This window comes from Arthrobacter sp. UKPF54-2 (genome assembly GCF_007858535.1).
In the GTDB taxonomy this organism is placed as follows: domain Bacteria; phylum Actinomycetota; class Actinomycetes; order Actinomycetales; family Micrococcaceae; genus Arthrobacter.
The window spans coordinates 2,261,114-2,279,551 of the sequence record NZ_CP040174.1 but is presented as its reverse complement, the minus strand read 5'-3'; the positions used below and the strand labels follow the sequence as shown (position 1 = coordinate 2,279,551).

At 68.6% G+C, this 18,438-nt stretch carries 13 protein-coding genes, 2 tRNA genes and 1 pseudogene; 5 read left to right on the top strand and 11 right to left on the bottom strand.

Annotated elements, in window-relative coordinates; all coding sequences use genetic code 11:
• Window positions 1–19 precede the first annotated feature (19 nt).
• From E7Y32_RS10515 to E7Y32_RS10490, 6 genes are all read right to left on the bottom strand, one after another.
• Window positions 20–1,432, bottom strand: coding sequence for a GntP family permease (locus tag E7Y32_RS10515; RefSeq protein WP_261382408.1), 1,413 nt, complete (start codon window positions 1,430–1,432; stop codon window positions 20–22).
• Window positions 1,433–1,472: 40 nt separating this feature from the next.
• Window positions 1,473–2,006, bottom strand: a complete 534-nt coding sequence (locus E7Y32_RS10510; RefSeq protein ID WP_146337065.1) for a gluconokinase — start codon at window positions 2,004–2,006, stop codon at window positions 1,473–1,475.
• Between the two features lie 74 nt (window positions 2,007–2,080).
• A complete protein-coding gene (locus E7Y32_RS10505) occupies window positions 2,081–2,860 on the bottom strand; it encodes a PIG-L deacetylase family protein (RefSeq protein ID WP_146337064.1) in 780 nt (259 codons plus the stop codon).
• Complete coding sequence (locus tag E7Y32_RS10500; protein WP_146337063.1) at window positions 2,857–3,816, bottom strand: electron transfer flavoprotein subunit alpha/FixB family protein; 960 nt, start codon at window positions 3,814–3,816, stop codon at window positions 2,857–2,859. Before E7Y32_RS10500 ends, E7Y32_RS10505 begins: the two co-directional genes overlap by 4 nt.
• Window positions 3,817–3,830: 14 nt before the next feature.
• On the bottom strand, window positions 3,831–4,631 hold the full coding sequence (locus E7Y32_RS10495; RefSeq protein WP_146338497.1) for an electron transfer flavoprotein subunit beta/FixA family protein: 801 nt from the start codon (window positions 4,629–4,631) through the stop codon (window positions 3,831–3,833).
• A 290-nt stretch (window positions 4,632–4,921) separates the two neighbouring features.
• Window positions 4,922–6,460 (bottom strand): S1C family serine protease, encoded by a 1,539-nt coding sequence (locus tag E7Y32_RS10490; RefSeq protein ID WP_146337062.1) that lies wholly within the window; start codon window positions 6,458–6,460, stop codon window positions 4,922–4,924.
• A gap of 306 nt (window positions 6,461–6,766) precedes the next feature.
• Between E7Y32_RS10490 and E7Y32_RS10485 the strand changes: the two genes are divergently transcribed.
• From E7Y32_RS10485 to E7Y32_RS10475, 3 genes are all read left to right on the top strand, one after another.
• A complete protein-coding gene (locus E7Y32_RS10485) occupies window positions 6,767–8,806 on the top strand; it encodes a TPM domain-containing protein (protein WP_146337061.1) in 2,040 nt (679 codons plus the stop codon).
• Between the two features lie 115 nt (window positions 8,807–8,921).
• Entirely contained in the window at window positions 8,922–9,710 is a 789-nt protein-coding gene (locus E7Y32_RS10480) for a PspA/IM30 family protein (RefSeq protein WP_146337060.1), read from the top strand.
• Between the two features lie 90 nt (window positions 9,711–9,800).
• Entirely contained in the window at window positions 9,801–11,225 is a 1,425-nt protein-coding gene (locus E7Y32_RS10475; RefSeq protein ID WP_146337059.1) for a deoxyribodipyrimidine photo-lyase, read from the top strand.
• On the opposite strand, the pseudogene E7Y32_RS16425 reads toward E7Y32_RS10475, so the two are convergent.
• A pseudogene (locus E7Y32_RS16425) lies at window positions 11,222–11,413 on the bottom strand (hypothetical protein); the annotation flags it as partial. The gene E7Y32_RS10475 and the pseudogene E7Y32_RS16425 overlap by 4 nt on opposite strands.
• On the opposite strand from E7Y32_RS16425, the gene E7Y32_RS10465 reads away from it, so the two are divergent.
• Window positions 11,386–11,964 (top strand): alpha/beta fold hydrolase, encoded by a 579-nt coding sequence (locus E7Y32_RS10465; RefSeq protein ID WP_261382407.1) that lies wholly within the window; start codon window positions 11,386–11,388, stop codon window positions 11,962–11,964. The pseudogene E7Y32_RS16425 and the gene E7Y32_RS10465 overlap by 28 nt on opposite strands.
• A 71-nt stretch (window positions 11,965–12,035) precedes the next feature.
• Here E7Y32_RS10465 and E7Y32_RS10460 read toward each other — a convergent pair.
• The 4 genes from E7Y32_RS10460 to E7Y32_RS10445 all read right to left on the bottom strand — a co-directional run bounded on the left by E7Y32_RS10460 (window position 12,036) and on the right by E7Y32_RS10445 (window position 16,760).
• Window positions 12,036–12,112, bottom strand: a tRNA-Met gene (locus E7Y32_RS10460).
• A 129-nt stretch (window positions 12,113–12,241) separates the two neighbouring features.
• A tRNA-Met gene (locus tag E7Y32_RS10455) sits at window positions 12,242–12,315 on the bottom strand.
• A gap of 179 nt (window positions 12,316–12,494) precedes the next feature.
• Window positions 12,495–15,515 carry a UPF0182 family protein gene (locus E7Y32_RS10450; protein WP_186466973.1) on the bottom strand — a complete coding sequence of 1,007 codons (3,021 nt, stop codon included), beginning with the start codon at window positions 15,513–15,515 and terminating at the stop codon, window positions 12,495–12,497.
• Window positions 15,516–15,599: 84 nt separating this feature from the next.
• Window positions 15,600–16,760, bottom strand: a complete 1,161-nt coding sequence (locus tag E7Y32_RS10445) for a PDZ domain-containing protein (protein WP_261382406.1) — start codon at window positions 16,758–16,760, stop codon at window positions 15,600–15,602.
• A 235-nt stretch (window positions 16,761–16,995) separates the two neighbouring features.
• On the opposite strand from E7Y32_RS10445, the gene E7Y32_RS10440 reads away from it, so the two are divergent.
• Complete coding sequence (locus E7Y32_RS10440) at window positions 16,996–18,435, top strand: zinc-dependent metalloprotease (protein ID WP_146337056.1); 1,440 nt, start codon at window positions 16,996–16,998, stop codon at window positions 18,433–18,435.
• Window positions 18,436–18,438 lie beyond the last annotated feature (3 nt).

The following is an 18,438-nucleotide window of genomic DNA, read 5'->3' as shown; positions in this document are numbered from 1 at the left end:
TTGGTGTTGTCCTGCGGCGCTAAATGACCAGCGAGAGCAGCATCACGAAGCCGAAGCCCACCACCGAGATCAGCGTTTCCATCACGGACCAGGTCTTGAAGGTCTGGCCGACGCTGAGGCCGAACAGTTCCTTCACCAGCCAGAAGCCGGCGTCGTTGACGTGCGAGAGGAACAGCGAGCCGGCGCCGATCGCGAGGGCCAGCAGGGCGGCGTGGGTCGGCGAGAGCGAGCTGGCCAGCGGGGCGACGATGCCGGCCGCCGTCACCGTGGCCACGGTGGCGGAACCAGTGGCCAGGCGCAGCGCGACCGCCACGAGGAAACCGAGCACCAGCACGGACATGTTGGCGCCCTCGGCCCACTTCTTGACCGCGTCGCCGACGCCGGCGCCGATCAGGGTCTGCTTGAAGCCGCCGCCCGCACCGACGATCAGCAGGATCGCGGCAATCGGGCCGAGGCTCGCGCCGATCTTGGTGGTGATCTTGTTGCCGGTGAAGCCCACGGCGTAGCCGAAGGTGCCGATCGCCAGGAGCACGGCCAGGGTCATGGCCACCAGCGGCTGGCCCACGAAGTCGAAGAAGACCCGGATCCACGGCGCCGTCTTGGCGTCCGGCCAGATGATGTCCACGACGGCTTTGAGCAGCATCAGCACCACCGGGAAGATGATGGTCAGGAGTGTCACCAGGAAGCTCGGCTGGCGTTTGACGCCCTCCAGGTCCGCCCCGTGCTCGGTGTCGATGCCGCCCGCGACGGCGGGCGCCCCCACGGGAACCCAGCGGGCGGCGAGCCGGGAAAACAACGGTCCGCAGATGATGACCGTGGGGATGGCGACCAAGAGCCCGAGCGCGAGCGTGGTGCCGAGTTCGGCCTTGACGGCGCTAATCGCGATCAGCGGCCCCGGGTGCGGCGGCACCAGGCCGTGCAGCACCGACAGCCCGGCCAGGGCGGGGATGGCGATGCGCATCAGCGGCATCCTGGAGCGCTGGGTGACCAGGACGATCACCGGCAGCAGCAGCACCAGGCCGATTTCGAAGAACATCGGCAGGCCGATGATCACGGCGACGAGGGTGATGGACCAGACCATGCGGTTGCCGCTGGCCTTGGCCAGGAGGGTGTCCACCACCCGGTTGGCGCCGCCGGAGTCCGCCAGGAGCTTGCCCAGCATGGCGCCGAGGGCGATCAGCAGGCCGACCTCCTTCAGGACGCCGCCGACCCCGTCCTCGAAGTTGGTGATGATCTTCGCCAGCTCCACCCCCGAGGCCAGGCCGACGAAGGCCGAGCCGAGCACCAGGGCGAGGAAGGGGTGGAGCTTAAACTTGGCGATCAGCACCACGATCAGTGCGATGCCGACGGCGGCGACTACCAGGAGTCGGGTGTCGTGGCCGGTCCAGGCCTCGACGGCAGCCGGAAGCTGCAGTGCTGCAAGAGGATTCAAAGGTGTTCCTAGCTGGGAATGAAGGGGGGCCGGCGAGCGGTCAGTGCGTGCCGGCGCCGGCGGCCTCGAGGTGGAGCCGGTCAATGATTTCCTGCGCCTCTTCGGCCGGGGTTGCACCGACGGAGAGGGTGATGGAGTTTTCGTCCCCGGTGGGGGCCTCAAGGGCCTCGAACTGGGACTCCAGCAGGGCCGGCGGCATAAAGTGGCCGTGCCGGGAGGCGAGCCGGTCCGAGATCCGGTCCTTGCTGCCTTCGAGGAACACGAAGACAACACCCTCTCCGCGCAGCACGTCCCGGTACCGCTTCTTCAGGGCTGAGCAGGTCACGACGCCGGGGGTCCCGGACGCCGTGTGCGCCCGGATCCAGGCGGCGATGCTGTCCAGCCACGGCCAGCGGTCTTCGTCCGTCAGCGGCTGGCCGGCGTGCATTTTGGCCACGTTGGAGGCGGGGTGCAGGTCGTCGCCTTCGGCGAGTTCCCAGCCGAGCCGGCCGGCCAGCAGGCCGGCCACGGTGGATTTGCCCGAGCCGGAGACGCCCATGATGACCAGAACGGGGTGCTGCGCAGTCTTCGCCATTAAAGTCTGCCTTCCATCAATAAATATGATTTAAACAATGGCAAGCATATGGCAGCGCTCCCCCGCGGGCAACACTAGAAACCGGCGATGGTGCCGGGACCGTTGACGGCCACCACGTGGAACGCCTCGGCGCTGCGGCCCTCGGCCAGCCCGCCGCGTTCCGCGGTGCCCAGCATCAGGGCCCGGACGGTGCGTTCCATGGCCTCGACATCCGGGTGCTGGCTGACGTGGATGTGGATGGCGGCGAGTTTGGACTCGACGTGCGCGCTGACATCGACGAAGTGGTTTTCGCGTTCCTCCGGTCCGGCGAACAGCCAGAGCCAGGGCAGTTTGTAGGCGTCCAGCCCGGCCTCGGCCAGCTCCGGGTAGGCGAATGGGTTCTCCAGCGCCGGGTACACCGCCCGCGTCACCGCCTCGCCCACGGCCAGGTGGTCCGGGTGGCTCTTCTGGATGCGGTTCCAGTTGCGCTCGGGATGCATGGCCAGCACGACGTCGGGGCGGAGTTGGCGGATCAGGCGCACCACCTCGCGCATGACCTCGTGGGAGGCCTCGAGGTAGCCGTCGCGCTGGTGGAGGTAGTGGATGTCGGTGACGCCCACAAGGGCGGCGGCGCGCTGCTGCTCCTCGGTCCGCAGCCGCACGATTTCGTCGCGCTGCGCCGGGTCGAAGCCGCCGGCGTCGCCGTCGGTCATGATGCAGTAGCTGACCTGGACCCCGGCGGCGGTCCAGGCGGCGATGGTGCCCGCGGCGCCGAAATCGACGTCGTCCGGGTGGGCGGTGAAACAAAGCACCCGCTCGATCCGGTGGTGCTCCGGATCGAACGGGCTCTGTGCCGCGGGGGCGTGGCTGCTCACTGGCCGGCCTTGCGCTTCTTGATTTCCTCGGTGGCCTGGGGCAGCACCTGGAAGAGGTCGCCGACGATGCCGAAGTCGGCGATCTCGAACACCGGCGACTCGGCGTCCTTGTTGACGGCCACAATCACCTTGGCGGTCTGCATGCCGGCCTTCTGCTGGATGGCTCCGGAAATGCCGGCGGAGATGTAGAGCTGCGGCGAGACGGTCTTGCCGGTCTGGCCGATCTGGGCGTCGTGGCCGATCCAGCCGGCGTCCGTGGCCGCGCGCGAGGCGCCGATGGCCGCGCCCAGGGCGTCTGCCAGCTCCTCGAGGGGCCCGAAGTTGCCGTCCACGCCGCGGCCGCCGGCCACCACGATCCGGGCCTCGGACAGGTCGGGGCGGCCGCTGGCGGCCTTGTCGCTCCGGGCGGTCACGCGCGCGGCCCCGGCCGTGGCATCGGCCGGCAGTTCCACGGTGACGGGCTGCGGGGCGGTCGCCGCGGCGGCCGGCTCCGGCTCAACGCTGTTGGACTTGACGGTCAAGACGGCCACGGGGGTGGTGGCCTTCGCCGTGGTGGTGTACGAGCCGGCAAGCACCGACTTGTGCGCCGTGCCGTCCGGGTCCACCGCGACGACGTCGGTGATCACGCCGGCGCCGAGCTTGATGCCCAGCCGCGCCGCGATCTCCTTGCCCTCGGCCGAGTTCTCGGCCAGCACCACGGTAGCCCCGGAGGCCTGCGCGGCGGCGGCGAGGAACGCGGCCTTCGGCCCGACGAGGTAGTCGTTGAGGTCCGCCGCGGCGGGGACGTAGAGCTCCTCCGCGCCGTACGCGGCGAGGTCAGCGGCGACGTCGTCCTGCAGTTCGCCGTTGAAGGCCACGGCCGGCTCGCCCAAAGAGCGGGCGATGGTGAGGAGCTCCAGGCTGGACTTCTTCAGCGCGGCCCCGGGGGTGTCAATGAATACAAGTACTTTTGCCATGTCCGGTTCTCCCCTTAGAGCAGCTTCTGCGCGGCCAGGAACTCGACCAGCTTGATGCCGGCGTCGCCCTCGTCGGTGATGATGGTGCCGGCCGTCCGTGGCGGGCGGACCTCGGCGGTCTCGACGGCGGTCCAGGACCCTGCCAGCCCCACCGAGGCGGGGTCGACGCCGATGTCGGCCAGCGTCAGAGTGGTGATGGTCTTCTTCTTGGCCGCCATGATGCCCTTGAAATTCGGGTAGCGGGGGTCGTTGATCTGGTCCGTCACGGAGACCAGCGCAGGCAGGGTGGCCTCGATCGTGTCCGCGTGCGAGTCCCCGTCGCGGCGGGCGGTGAGCTTGCCGCCGTCGACGTCGAGCGAGGCGGCAAAGGTCACCTGCGGCAGGCCCAGGCGCTCTGCCAGCTGGGCCGGAACCAGGGAGGTCTCGCCGTCGGTGGAGGCCATGCCGGTCAACACCAGGTCGGCGGGGGCGTCGGCCCCAAGGTGCCGGATCGCGGCCGCCAGGGCGAGCGAGGTGGCTGCCGCGTCCGAACCGGCGAGCGCATCGTCGCTGAGGTGCACGCCTTCGGTCGCGCCGATCTGGAGCGACTTCTTGACCGCGTTGACGGCGCCGGCCGGGCCCATGCTCAGGGCGATGACCTTGTTGCCGGCGGCCTCGCCGCCGCGGGCCTCGATCAGCTGCAGCGCGGCTTCGAGGGCGTATTCGTCCAGCTCCGACAGGATGCTTTCGGAGCGGTCCGTGGTGTTGTCCCCGCCGGTGAGGTGGCGGTCGAACTGCGCGTCCGGTACGTGCTTGACCAGCACGATGATCTTCAGGGTCTCTTCCACTGTGTCTACAGCAGCCTTCCATGCGGGTGGGCGGCCAGCCGGGTGGGTCGTGGCCAGGGGGCGCCCGGGGGCGCCGCGGTTTCTCCTAGCTAACCATATAGCGCGCCCCCGGCGCGGGCCGGGTTAACGCCTGTGTCAGGACCGGACGGACGGCGTGCGGCGGGGTGGCTGCCCGTCCCTGCTGCCCGGCGGAAAAGGGTCCGCGAAAAACAGTGCCGGCCGGCACCCCCAAGGTGCCGGCCGGCCTTTCCTTCGATGGTGCACTGCTGCACCGGTGGTTACTGTTCGGCTGCGGCCCCGAGGGTCACGTCGAGTTCCTTCTCCTGGCCGCCCCGCAGGACGGTCACCTTGACCGTGGCGCCCGCGGCCTGCTCCCGCACGGCCGCCGTGAGCTGGTTCGGATCGCTGATGGAGCGGTCCTGGAACTTCGTGACGACGTCGCCGACCTTGATCCCGGCCTTGTCCGCCGCCGAGCCCGGCTCGACCGTGGCCACATCGGCGCCGACCGAGAAGCCGGAGGACGAGCTGCCTGCCGCCTTGGACTTGACGCTGACCCCGAGCTGGCCGTGGCTGGCCTTGCCGTTAGTAATGATTTCCTGGGCCACCCGCTTGGCGTGGTTGATCGGGATGCTGAAGCCGACGCCGATGTTGCCGCTGCTGCTGCCGCTGGCGTCCCCGCCGGCGGAGGCGATCGCGACGTTGACGCCAATGATTTCACCCTTGCTGTTGACCAGCGCACCACCGGAGTTGCCCGGGTTGATCGCCGCGTCGGTCTGGATGACGTTGATCGAGATACTGCCCTGGTTGGCGGTGCTCGGCGCCTGCCCGCCGCCGGGAGGCGCGAACTGGAAGCCCTGGTCGCCGCCCTGGGAGTTGTCCGCGCCGTCCTTGGGTGCCGCCGAAGACGCCACGCTGATGGTGCGGTTGAGCGTCGAGACGATGCCGTCGGTCACGGTGCCGGTCAGGCCCAGCGGGGAGCCGATCGCGACGGCGGTGTCGCCGACGTTGAGCTTGCTGGAGTCGCCGAGGGTGGCCGGGACAAGCCCGCTCGGGTTGTCGATCTTGATCACGGCGAGGTCGGAGAGCGGGTCGGTGCCGACGATCTTCGCGCTGAAGACCTTGCCGTCGCTGGTGCGGACTTCGACGGCGGCCTTGGCCGTCTTGCCGTCCAGGGTGACGACGTGGGTGTTGGTGAGGACATGCCCGTCGCCGTCGAGGATGATGCCGGAGCCGGTTCCGCCGTCGCTGCCGCTCGTGGCCTTGATGGTCACAACGCTGGGTGAGGCCTTCTGGGCGGCGGCGGTGATGGCGTTGACGTCGTCCTTGTTGTTGACGATCACGGTGCCGGACTGGCTGGTGCTGCCGGTGGCGGCCACCGGGCGGTTGCCCATCAGGGCGCTGCTGCCGGCCACAACGCCGCCGCCCACGAGGCCAGCGGCGAGGATGCTGGCGACAAGGGTGGGAACGCCGAAGGCGGCCTTGCGCTTCGGCGCGTTGCCGGGGTGGTTGAACGAGTTGTAAGGCGGCGGTCCCGCTGGCGGCTGGTTGCCGTAGGCGCCGGGGGTCTGGGAGTACGGCGCACCGAACTGCTGGGTGTCGGTGTCCGAAGACTGGCCGTAGGCCGGGGGGCGCTGGGGGTACACCGGCCGCGGCGCCTCGCCCGCCGGCCGGTCCAGCCTCATGGTCGGGTTCTCCTGAGCTGAGTCCTCAGCGGGCGCGGCGTGCGGAGCCGCGGCACCACTCTCACCCGGCCCAAGCGGGTCCCGGTTCTTCATTGATGGATCCGGTGACGCGCCCTGCATTGGGTTCTCAGTCATGGGACTTCCTTTCATCCTCGTCTGCAGATAAGTATGCTCGCCCAGGCTGGTGCAAAAGCGAACATTTGCTGGGAGGTTCCTGAACGCCAGCGCCTCTGTGACAGGCACAGTTGACGGCCGTCCCGCTGGGTTCAGCGCGTTTCGCTGGTGGCATATTCCCGGCGGTGGACGGCCTCCGGGGTGCACCATAGAATCAAATGGAATTGCCACAGCGACCTGCGGCTTTACACCTGCGTGGGGGCGCTGCTGCGTTCTGAGACGACCGGTTCGGCTTGATCCGGTCACAGAAGTGCTGAAGGGTTACCGATGCGGTCAATGATGAAACGATTCCTCGCCGTTCTCGGCGTCGCCGGACTGCTGGCCCTCCCCGCCGCTCCCGCGCTCGCCGAAGACCCGGTGACTCTGGATCCGGCCAACAAGATTGTCGACACGGCCGGAGTCCTTGGCGGGAAAAAGTCGGATGTTGATGCCGCCATCAAGAAACTCGGCACCGACCACCAGATGAATCTCTACGTGGTTTACGTCAAGACCTTCCAGAACCCGACGGACAGCGGTCAGTGGGCGCAGGCCGTGGCGCAGAAAGCCAATCTGGGCTCAAACTCCCTGGTTCTCGCCGTGGCGACGGACGCCCGCAAATACCAGCTGAGCAAACCGGTCAACAGCAAGATCACCAACGCCCAGCGCGACAACATCATCAAGAACGCGGTGGACCCGCAACTGCGGAACGGCGACTACGCCAAGGCTGCCATCGACACGGCCGCAGCCATCGGCGACGCCGCAGGCGGCGGCAGCGGCACGGTCCCGTCGGGCGCCGGAAACGGCGTCCTCGTTGGGGTCGGGGTTGTGGCCGCCGGCGGCGTGGGAACCTACCTTTACCTCCGCAACCGCCGGAAGAAGGCAGCCGCCGGCGGCACAGCCTACGGACCCCAAGGCGCCGACCTGGACCCGCTGGCCGGGCTGAGCGTAGAAGAACTGCGGCGCAAGAGCGGCACCCTGCTGATCGAAGCGGACGACGCCATCAAGTCCAGCGAGCAGGAGCTCGGCTTCGCCCAGGCGCAGTACGGCGACGCCGCCGTCGGGAACTTCACCAAGGCACTGCAGGACGCCAAGGCCCACATGTCCGAGTCGTTCAAGCTGCAGCAGCAGCTCGACGACCACATCCCGGACACCGAGGAGCAGCAGCGGACCTGGCTGGGCGAGATCATCCGCCGCTCCGAGGCGGCGCTGGCCTCCCTCCAGGAGCAGAAGGCGGACTTCGACTCGCTCCGCGAGCTGGAGAAGAACGCCCCGCAGGCACTCGCCGCCGTCGGGGCCGGCGCCGCCGAAGCCGAGGCCAAAATCGCCGCAGCCGAGGAGTCCCTGACCGGGCTCCGGGCGAAATACGCGGACAGCGCGCTGACGCAGGTCGCGGACAACATCAGCCAGGCCAAGGAGCGGCTGGCCTTTGTGCAGAACGCCTCGGCCACGGCCCAGGAGAAACTCAGCGCCGGTGAGGGCAGCCTCGCCGCCGTCGCCGTCCGGGCCGCGGAGGAGAGCCTGCACCAGACCAACGTGCTGCTCGGCGCCATCACCAAGGTGGCGGCGAATCTGGACGAGGCCCGCGGCGGCCTGGAGACCGCCGTCGTTGACACCTCCCAGGACCTGGCCCAGGCGCGGGCCATGATCCAGTCCGGCGCCCACCCGGAACTGGCCGGACCGGTGGCCGGCGTTGAGGCCGCACTGGCCGAGGTCAAGGCAGAGATCCAGGGCGGCAAGATCGACCCGATCGCCACGCTGGAGCGGGTGGAGAAGGCCCACCAGTCCCTGGATGCCGCCCTCACCGGCATCCGCGACCAGCAGGAACAAGCCCGCCGGGCGCAGGCCTCGCTGCAGCAGAGCATCATGTCCGCCCAGGCGCAGATCAGCGCCACCTCGGATTACATCACCGCCCGCCGCGGCGGCGTGGGCACCGAGGCGCGCACCCGGCTCGCGGAGGCGCAGCGCAACCTCGACTACGCCCTGTCCATCTCGCGCACCGACCCGGTGACGGCCCTGCAGTACGCCCAGCAGGCCCACGCCCTCGCCGCCCAGGCGGCGCAGCAGGCGCAGGCCGACGTGGACCAGTTCGGCGGCTTCGCCAACCAGGGCTACGGCCGCGGCGGAATGTTCGGCGGCGGCGGAGGCGGCGGCCTCGGCGGCGCCATCCTCGGCGGCATCCTGATCAACTCCATCCTCCATGGCGGCGGTGGCGGCGGCTGGGGCGGCGGAGGCGGCTGGGGCGGCGGCGACTCCGGCGGCGGTTTCGGCGGCGGGGGCGACTCCGGCGGAGGCTGGGGCGGCGATTTCGGCGGCGGGGGCGACTTCTAGCCGACGGGTTACAGACTAGGCGCCGGCGGACTCGTTCCGGCCGGCGGGTAGAAGCGGTACATTCACTGTTCACCGAATCCAGTGGCCATCACTGGATAGGACGAAAGGCATCACCATGGTTAAGCAGTCCATTTTCGGCCGTATGGCACAGCTGGCGAAGGCGAACATCAATTCCTTGCTGGATCAGGCAGAGGACCCGCAGAAGATGCTGGACCAGATGGTCCGCGACTACACGAACAACATTGCCGAGGCCGAATCGGCTGTCGCGCAGACCATCGGCAACCTGCGCATGCTCCAGGATGACTACAACGAGGACGTCAAGAACGCCCAGGACTGGGGCAACAAGGCCCTGGCCGCCTCGCGCAAGGCCGACGAGTACCGTGCCAAGGGAGACACGGTGGATGCCGAGAAGTTCGACAACCTCGCCAAGGTGGCCCTGCAGCGCCAGATCTCGTCGGAGAACGAGGCGAAGTCGGCCGAGCCGAGCATTGCGTCGCAGACCGAGGTGGTGGACAAGCTCAAGCACGGCCTGGACCAGATGAAGGGCAAGCTCAACGAGCTCACCAGCAAGCGCAACGAACTCGTCGCCCGGTCCAAGACCGCCGCCGCGCAGACCCAGGTGCACGACGCACTCAAGAGCATCGACATCATGGACCCGACCTCCGAGGTGGGCCGCTTCGAAGAGAAGATCCGGCGCGAAGAGGCCAAGGTCCGCGGCCAGCAGGAACTCGCCGCCTCCAGCCTGGACGCCCAGTTCAACTCCCTGGAGGATCTCGGCGAACAGACCGAAATCGAAGCGCGCCTCGCCGCGCTCAAGTCCGGCAGCCGCAGCCAGGCCCTCGGCGCCGGCAACGGCTCGACCGCGGGCAGCACGGTGGACGAAGCCGACTTCGACAAGCTCTAACCACGTCAGGCAGGGCCGGGCACCGCGGGGTGCCCGGCCCTTGCTGTGCCCGGGCCCGTTCCCGTGCCGCCGATCCAGTAGCGTGGAGCCATGTCCTCGACTCTCGTTTGGCTTCGCGACGACCTCCGCCTTGACGACAATCCCGCGCTGGCCGAGGCCGCCGCGCTAGGCGACCCCCTCACCGTGGTCTATATCCTGGACGAAGAATCCCCGGGGATTCGACCGCTCGGCGGGGCGGTGAAGTGGTGGCTGCACCATTCACTCGAGGCGCTTGCCACCGATCTCGAAGCGGCCGGTTCGCGTCTGCTCCTGCGCCGCGGCCCGGCGGACCGGGTGGTCCGGGCACTGGCCGCGGAAACCGGTGCCGGCCGCGTGTTCTGGAACCGCCGCTACGGCGGCCCGGAACGCGCCGTCGACGCCGGCCTCAAGGAGTGGGCCTCCGGGCAGGACATCGCCGCCTCGAGCTTCCAGGCCAGCCTCATGTTCGAGCCCTGGACGGTCCGCACCGGCGCCGGCGGGCCGTACAAGGTCTTCACCCCGTTCTGGAGGGCCTGCCTAGAGGCCCCGGAACCCCGGCAGCCGGTTGACGCCCCGGACCGGCTCCCGGCACCCGCGCGGACCGGCTCCGGTGACCTGCCGGCCCGCGAGGCACTGGGAGACTGGGCCCTGCTCCCCCAGCACCCGGACTGGAGCGCCGGGCTGGCCGCGGAATGGACGCCCGGCGAGGCAGGCGCCCGCCGCCGGCTGGAAGACTTCCTGGACGGGCCGGCATCCGAATACGGCACCGGCAGGGACGTGCCTGGCGTCGAGGGTACGAGCCGGCTCTCCCCGCACCTGCGCTTCGGCGAAATCAGCCCGTTCCGGGTCTGGCACGCGCTCCGGGAACACTTCCCGCACGGCGCCCCGGCCGACGTCGGGGTCTTTCGTTCCGAACTCGGCTGGCGGGAATTCTGCTGGCAGCTGCTCTACGAGAACCCGCAGCTGGCCACCCGCAACTACCGCCCCGAATTTGACGACTTCGCCTGGCAGACGCCGTCGGACGCCGAGCTGGAGGCCTGGCAGCAGGGCCGCACCGGTTATCCGCTGGTCGATGCCGGGATGCGCCAGCTGTGGCAGACCGGCTGGATGCACAACCGCGTGCGGATGGCGGCGGCGTCGTTCCTGGTCAAGAACCTGCTGGCCGACTGGCGGCTGGGCGAGGCGTGGTTCTGGGACACCCTCGTGGATGCGGACGCCGCGAGCAACCCGGCCAACTGGCAGTGGGTGGCCGGCTCTGGAGCGGACGCGTCGCCCTATTTCCGGATCTTCAACCCGGTCACCCAGAGCAAGAAGTACGACGCCGCCGGACGGTACCTGCGCGCGTTCCTCCCGGAACTGGCGGAGCTGGACGACAAGGCGGTGCATGAGCCGTGGAAAGCCGACGGCGCGGCCGGCGGCTACCCGGAGCCGATCGTGGGGCTCCCGGAGTCCCGGGCCCGGGCGCTGGAGACCTACCAGCGGCTCAAGGACGGCTAAGGGGCAGCGACCGGAGAGGCTGACCGAGGGGCTCCCAGACGCCGGCCGTGAACCGGCCGGGCGTTCGCTGGGGGTTCTCCGACCTCGTCGATCCTATGGCCGCTGCAAGCCGTCCTGGGGACGGTGGCCCGCTCGATGCGCGCCACCGTTAACCATCGCATTGCGCTGCGCAGTCGGCACCATCCAACCGATCCTGAAGCTCATCACTGAACTCGGGGTCTCCGAGGATCAACCCGCAACTCTCGTCGCCCACAGTGGGGCGAACGCCCCCGTCAGCCTCGTCCTTGACCAACACCCTGAGCTGGTCCATCGAGTGGTCTGGGTCGACTCAGGCCCGGCGGCGGCGGGAGGCGCCTTCGCACCAGAGCTGCCGAAGGAGTTGGCGGAGCTTCCGCTACCGTCCTTTGATGCCCTCTCGCAGCAGGCGAGCCTGGAAGGCCTGAGCGCAGAGGTCCTGGAGCGCTTTCGGGACAGGGCCGTCCCTGAACCGGGGCCCGTGCTTCGCCAGCCGGTCAGGCTCACGAACGACGCCCGCCGCAGGGTCCGGACCACCCTGGTGTGCTGTTCCATCCCGAGTGCGCAGGTGCTGGAGCTGGCGCGCGCAGGCCATCCCATGTTTGCCGAGGTAGCGAAGATTGAGCGCCTCGACGTCGTGGACCTTCCGACGGGCCATTGGCCCATGTGGAGCCGACCCCGCGACCTCGCCCAGTCCATCCAGTCGGCGGCTTCCCGCTCCTGAACGGCACGCGGGCCGTCCGGCAACAATGAAGGCCCGGATCATCAGATCCGGGCCTTCATTTGTTGACGCTTTGGTTGCGGGGACAGGATTTGAACCTGTGACCTCTGGGTTATGAGCCCAGCGAGCTACCGAACTGCTCCACCCCGCGTCGCTTGATCAACACTACCCTACTTTGTCGGCCGCCTTGACCACTCCCCTGGTTCAGCCGAGGAGGACAGGGCCGGCGGTTAAAACAAGAAGTCCGGAACACTTTGCAGTGTTCCGGACTTCTTCTCAGTTGCGGGGACAGGATTTGAACCTGTGACCTCTGGGTTATGAGCCCAGCGAGCTACCGAACTGCTCCACCCCGCGTCGCAAGAACAACTTTACCTGCCGGTGAACGGGAGGCCAAATCGGGGCGGCGTGATGTGCATCCCATCCCGCTTCGAAGCCCGCCGGCCCGGGCGACGCCGGGCAAGGCGAAGCCCGGAGTCCCCGCTCCAGCGGAACGGGGACTCCGGCCTTGGGTGCCTGCTGTGTGCCGTGCGCCCCTACTTGCTCGGTGACGGCGACGGCGTGGCCGACGGCGACGCGCTGCCGCTCGGTGACGGCGTGGCCGACGGGGTGGGCGCCGGCGTCGTCGTGGCGATCTTGGCTTCCGCGTCGATGGCCCGCTGCAGCGCTGCGGAGAGCTTCTTCTGCTGCTCGCCGTAGGCCGCGAAGTCGCCCTTGGCCAGCGCTTCCTGGCCGGCCTTGATCGCGCCGTTGGCCTCGTCCAGGGCCGCCTTCAGCTCCGCCTTGGCGTCGGTGCCGCCGGTGGCAGGCGGGGTGGTCCCCGGCGCCGGGGTGGGAGGCGTCTGGCCGTTGTTGGCCGCGTCGCCGGCCGTGGCGCCGGAACTGCCGCCGAACAGCTGGTTCAACGCCTCATCCAGGGTCGGCGCGAAGCCGATCTTGTCACCAAAGGCGACCAGGACACGCTGCAGCGTCGGGTAGGACGTTTCACCGGTGGACTTCAGGTAGACCGGCTGGACGTAGAGCAGGCCGCCGCCGACCGGCAGCGTCAGCAGGTTGCCGTTGAGCACCGCCGAGGCACCCTGCCGCAGCAGGTTGAGGGCCTGGGACACGGTGGGATCGGAGTTGAACTTGTTCTGCGCCTGGCCGGGCCCGGGAACGTTGGCCTCCGGCGGGATTTGCAGCAGCCGCAGCTGCCCGTAGCTTTCCGCCTTCACGCCCTTCTGGTTGCCGGCATCGGAGTCCGCGGCCAGGAAGCCGTAGAGCACGTTGCGGGCGTTGCCGTTGACCACCTGCGGGATGAAGGAGGAGGTGAGCTGGAACGCGGGCTTCTCCTGGTCCGGCATCTGCAGCGACATGTAGAACGGCGGCTGCTTGACCCCTTCTTCCTTGACGGTCGGATCGTTCGGAACGCTCCAGGCGTCGTTGTTGGTGAAGAAGTTATCCGGGTTGGTCACGTGGTAACGGCCGAGGAGTTCACGCTGGACCTTGAACAAGTCCTCGGGGTAACGAACGTGGCTCATCAGGGCCCCGGACATCTCGGTGTAGGGCTTCAGCGAGGTCGGGAAAACGTTCTGCCACGCCTTCAGGACCGGATCCTGGTCATCCCAGGCGTAGAGCGTGACAGACCCGTCGTAGGCGTCCACGGTCGCCTTGACCGAGTTGCGGATGTAGTTGACCGAGTTGCTCGGCAGGGCGGTGGTGCGGCCCGCCGAGGTCTGCGAATCCCGCGTCGCGTCGGAGAGCTGTTCCTGCTGCGAATACGGGAAGTACGGACTCGTGGTGTAGCCGTCCACGATCCACTTCACCCGGCCGTCGACGACGGCGGGGTAAGCGTTGCCGTCCACGGTCAGGTAGGGCGCGACCTTCTCGACGCGCTCCTTCGGGTTCCGGTCGTAGAGGATCTGCGATTCGGCGTTGACGCCGTCGGAGAGCAGCAGGTCCGAGGACTGGAATTTGATCGCGTAGAGGATCTTGTTGAAGAAGCTGCCCACGTTCGGGCCGCCGTTGCCGGTGAAGGTGTACTGCGTTCCGGCGTCGCCTTCCTTGGCCGCCGGGCGGTCCTGCTCGCGGTGCGCCGCGCCGTCGGGGGCGCCGACGATCGAGTAGTCCGGCGAGTTTTCGCCGAAGTAGATCCGCGGCTGGTAGCTCGTGTCGGTCCCCAGCACGCCATTGGACGGGATGCCGGACTGCAGAAACTCGGGCTTGCCGTCCGCCGTGAACTTGTTGCCCTTGGCCGCGACCACCCCGTAGCCGTGTGTGTAGACCACGTGCCGGTTCAGCCATGACTGCTGGTTCGTGGCGAGGCCGCCCGGGTTCAGCTCACGCACCGCGATCACGGTGTCCTGGATTTTGCCGTTGACCTCGTAGCGGTCCACGTTCAGCGTGCTCGGGAACTGGTAGTACGGCCGGTACTGCTCCAGCTGGGAGAACGCGTCGGAGATCAGGTTCGGGTCCAGCAGGCGGATGTTGGCTGTGGTCTGCGCATCCGGGGCCAGGGCGCCGGTGGTGGCGTTGGTGGTGGCCTCGTAGCGCTTCTCCTGGATTTTATCCAGGCCGTACGCGGCGCGGGTCATGGCGATGTTGCGCTCGATGTACTTCTTCTCCAGGGTCTGCTCCGAGGGGCGGACCTGGAACTGCTGGATCACCCACGGGTAGACGCCGCCGGCCAGGATCGAGGTGATGACCAGCATGGCGGTGCCGATCACCGGCAGCCGCCACTTGCCGATCACGGCGGCGACGATGAAGAGCACCGCCACGAGCCCGGCGGCGACGGCGAGGATCGCCTTGGTGGGGATGACGGCGTTTACGTCCGTGTAGAGCGCACCGGCCCAGCGGCCGCCGTTGTTAAGCACCGCCGAGTAGCGGTCCAGCCAGAAGTTGGCGCCGAGCAGCACCAGGAACGAGGCGCCGGTGACCGCCAGGTGGATCTGGGCGGCGCGGCTGGTGAACACGCCGCGCTCCATCAGCCGGATGCTGCCGTAGAGATAGTGCGTGAGGATGCCGGCGATTCCGGCGACGACGGCGACGCTGATCAGGAAACCGGTGATGAAGCCCAGGAACGGCAGCGTCATGAGGTAGAAGCTGATGTCCAGGTTGAACTGCGGGTCGTTCTGGCCGAATGGCTCCTGGTTCAGGAAGAGCAGCACCTTCTGCCACTGGCTGGCTGCCGCGCTGCCGGCGAAGAGGCCGAACAGCACCGGCAGGCCGATCATGACCACGCGGCGGATCGGCTCAAGCTGGGCCTGGTAGCGGTTCAGGTTGTCCCGGACGTCCGAGTCCGGCGCGTAGACCGGGCGGGCCGTGTAGGCGATCCGGATCGCCAGGAACATCGCAGCAAACATGACGGCGAAGCCGGCCAGGAAGATGGCGATCCGCGCGAGGTTCTCGGTCATAAAGACTTCGAAGAAGCCCAGCTGCTGGTACCAGAGGACGTCCGTCCAGACATTGGCGAAGAAGATGAAGCCGACCACGATGAGGGCGACAACGATCAGGGTGGGCGTCAGGGCGCCTCGCCGTTGCTGCGGTCTGCCGGGCGGGACGGTGCTGGGACGGGACAAACTCGGTACCTCATAGCTGGTCGTCAGTGCTGGATTGAGTTATTAGTGCCACGAGTGGCGGTGGAGCTTAGTTCCGGGGTCAGTCTAGTTGCTGGTGCAGGTGGGGAGTCCGGATGTGTCGGCGTCGGACGCGGACAGTTCCACGGCGCGCCGCGCCTCGGCCAAGTTCTCCACCTTGACGACCTGCAGGCCCGCCGGAATGTGGCCCACGACGTCGTCGCAGTTGGCCGCCGGGGCGAGGAACATAGTGGCCCCGCCGGCCCTGGCCCCGACCATCTTCTGCCCGATCCCGCCGATGGCCCCCACGGCGCCGTCGGGGGTGATGGTGCCGGTGCCGGCGATGTGCTTGCCGCCGGTCAGGTCACCGGGCGTCACGGTGTCCACGATGCCGAGCGCGAACATCATGCCGGCGCTGGGGCCGCCGACCTTGTCGAGGGAAATCTTGACGTCGAACGGGAACTTGAACTTGTACTGCAGCGCGATGCCGAGCAGGTAGCGCCCGGACTGGGACTTGCTCGGCGTGACCGTCAGCGGCTGCTGGCTGCCGTTGCGGTCGACGACGACCGTGACCGGCTTGCCGTTTCCGGCGGCGAGTTCGCCCTGGACAACGCTCAGGGCCGTGATCGGTTTGCCGTTGATCGAGACCAGGACGTCGCCTTCCAGGATTTTGCCCTTGGACGCCGAGCCGTCCGGAACACCGGCCACCTGCAGCTTCTGCTCGAACGCGATGCCGAGGTCCTTTAGGGCCGCGGCGACGGCGTTCTCCTGCGATGTCGTCATGGCGACGGCGCTTTCCTGCTGCGACTGTTCCTTGGTGACGCCGCTGGGGAAGATCAGCTCTTCCGGGTACACCGCCTTGGAGGGACTGAGCCAGGCATTGAGGGCCTCGAACACGGTCACCGGCCCGTTGGGGCCGCCGTCGACGTACACGGTGGTGAGGTCCAGGCTGCCCTTGGCCGGGAACGTCTCGTGCCCGGAGACGGCGATGACGGGTTTGCCGTTGTCCGTGCCGAGGGTGTTAAACGTCGGGCCGGGAGATTCGATCGCGTAGGGCACGGGAAGCGTCATCGCTGCCAGGCCGAGTCCCAGCGCCAGCAGGCCGGAGACGAGCATGGTGGAGGAGCGGTGGTCCCCTCCCCCGGCCTTGCCGGCTTGCCCGGCCTTAATGCCGCGGCCGCGGGGCGCGGGTTCGCCGTCGAGGGGCGCGGGTTCGCCGGGTGGCCGCCCGCCCTGGGTAAACGTCAATGAAGGACCTCTCCGTGCCGGCGCCTGGGCCCCTTCCGGGGCCGGAATCTGGCGCTGCGGCTGCGGCCGAAACCGGCTCGGCAGCCTGCAAATATTCCAGCCTCTAACACTACGCGCTCGGGGGCGCCCGGGGCTCTTTGCCGACAGCGAACGGGGCCGGGTTTCGGGAGACAGCCGCTCACGCGGAGGGGTAGCGTGAACTTGAGCACCAGTCACACCGACGATCGGCGGGATCATGACCTCTAACCCACTCAATCCGTCCAACGGGGACGACGAACCCAAGGATCCGCTGGCAGAAATGCTGCAGAACCTGATGGGCGGCAAGGGCATGGGGGACATCGATCCGGCGGAGCTCGCCAAGGCCGCAGGGCTGCCCGACGACCCGAACCTGCTTGCCCAGATGTTCTCCCAGGTCCAGGCCATGATGAGCGCCTCCTCGGACGGGCCCGTGAACTGGCAGCTGGCCCACGAGAACGCCCGCCGGGTGGCCGCCAGCGGCTCCGACCCGTCCGTCACCGCCGCCCAGTCCCGTGAGGTCGACGAGGCCCTCCGGCTCGCCGAGCTCTGGCTGGACCAGGTCACCGAGCTTCCCGCCACCGGGCTGATCGGCCGGGCCTGGTCCCGCGCCGAATGGGTGGAGGAAACCCTCGGCACCTGGAAACGGCTGACCGAGCCGGTCGCCAACAGCATCGCCAACGCCCTGTCGTCGGCGATGACCGAGCAGATGCCCGAGGAAATGAAGTCCATGATGGGCGGCGCGTCCTCGATGCTGCAGAACATGGGCGGGGCGATCTTCGGTATGCAGCTGGGCCAGGCGATCGGCGCCCTCTCGGCCGAGGTGGTCAGCTCCACCGACATCGGTGTGCCGCTGGCCGACCTGGAAATGGCGCTGCTGCCGGCCAACGTGGCGAAGTTCGGCGAGGGCCTGAGCCTGCCGGAGAATGACATCCGCCTCTTCCTGGCGGTCCGCGAAGCCGCCCACGCCCGGCTCTTCGTCCAGGTGCCGTGGCTGCGCGGGCACCTGCTCGGCGCGATCGAGGCCTACGCCCGCGGCATCCACATCGACACTTCGAAGATCGAGGAGCTGGCCCGCGAGCTGGATCCGAGCAACCCCGAGGGCATCCAGGAGGCCTTGTCGCAGGGCGTCTTTATGCCGCAGCGTACCCCCGCGCAGGACCAGGCGCTGGAGAAGCTGGAAACGGCCCTTGCCCTCGTGGAGGGGTGGGTCGACGAGCTCACGGCCGCCGCCACCGAGAAGCTGCTGCCCTCCGCCGCGGCGCTACGCGAAACCGTCCGGCGCCGGCGCGCCACCGGCGGCCCGGCCGAGCACGCGTTTTCGTCCCTCGTCGGCCTTGAGCTGCGGCCCCGCCGGCTGCGCGAGGCCGCCACCCTGTGGGCCCAGCTCAAGGAAGAACGCGGTGTGGAAGGCCGGGACGCCATCTGGCAGCACCCCGACCTGCTGCCCACCGCAGAGGACCTGGATGACCCGAAGGGCTTCAGCGAACGCCGCAAGCTGGCCGAGGCGAGCGACACCGAAGTTGACGACGCCCTGCAGAAGCTGCTGAGCGGCGGGTTCGACACGGCCCCGCCGGCTGCGGACGAAGACGGCAGCGAACCCGGTGCCGCCGACGGCAAGCCCGACGCCGACGACGAGGGCGGCAGTCCGAAGGCCTGACCG

Bases quoted from the DNA above. Each gene is read 5' to 3' on its own strand.
- E7Y32_RS10440 (WP_146337056.1), top strand. From the start codon at position 16,996: ATGACCTCTAACCCACTCAATCCGTCCAACGGGGACGACGAACCCAAG.
- E7Y32_RS10480 (WP_146337060.1), top strand. From the start codon at position 8,922: ATGGTTAAGCAGTCCATTTTCGGCCGTATGGCACAGCTGGCGAAGGCG.
- E7Y32_RS10500 (WP_146337063.1), bottom strand. From the start codon at position 3,816: ATGGCAAAAGTACTTGTATTCATTGACACCCCCGGGGCCGCGCTGAAG.
- E7Y32_RS10490 (WP_146337062.1), bottom strand. From the start codon at position 6,460: ATGACTGAGAACCCAATGCAGGGCGCGTCACCGGATCCATCAATGAAG.
- E7Y32_RS10475 (WP_146337059.1), top strand. From the start codon at position 9,801: ATGTCCTCGACTCTCGTTTGGCTTCGCGACGACCTCCGCCTTGACGAC.
- E7Y32_RS10510 (WP_146337065.1), bottom strand. From the start codon at position 2,006: ATGGCGAAGACTGCGCAGCACCCCGTTCTGGTCATCATGGGCGTCTCC.
- E7Y32_RS10485 (WP_146337061.1), top strand. From the start codon at position 6,767: ATGCGGTCAATGATGAAACGATTCCTCGCCGTTCTCGGCGTCGCCGGA.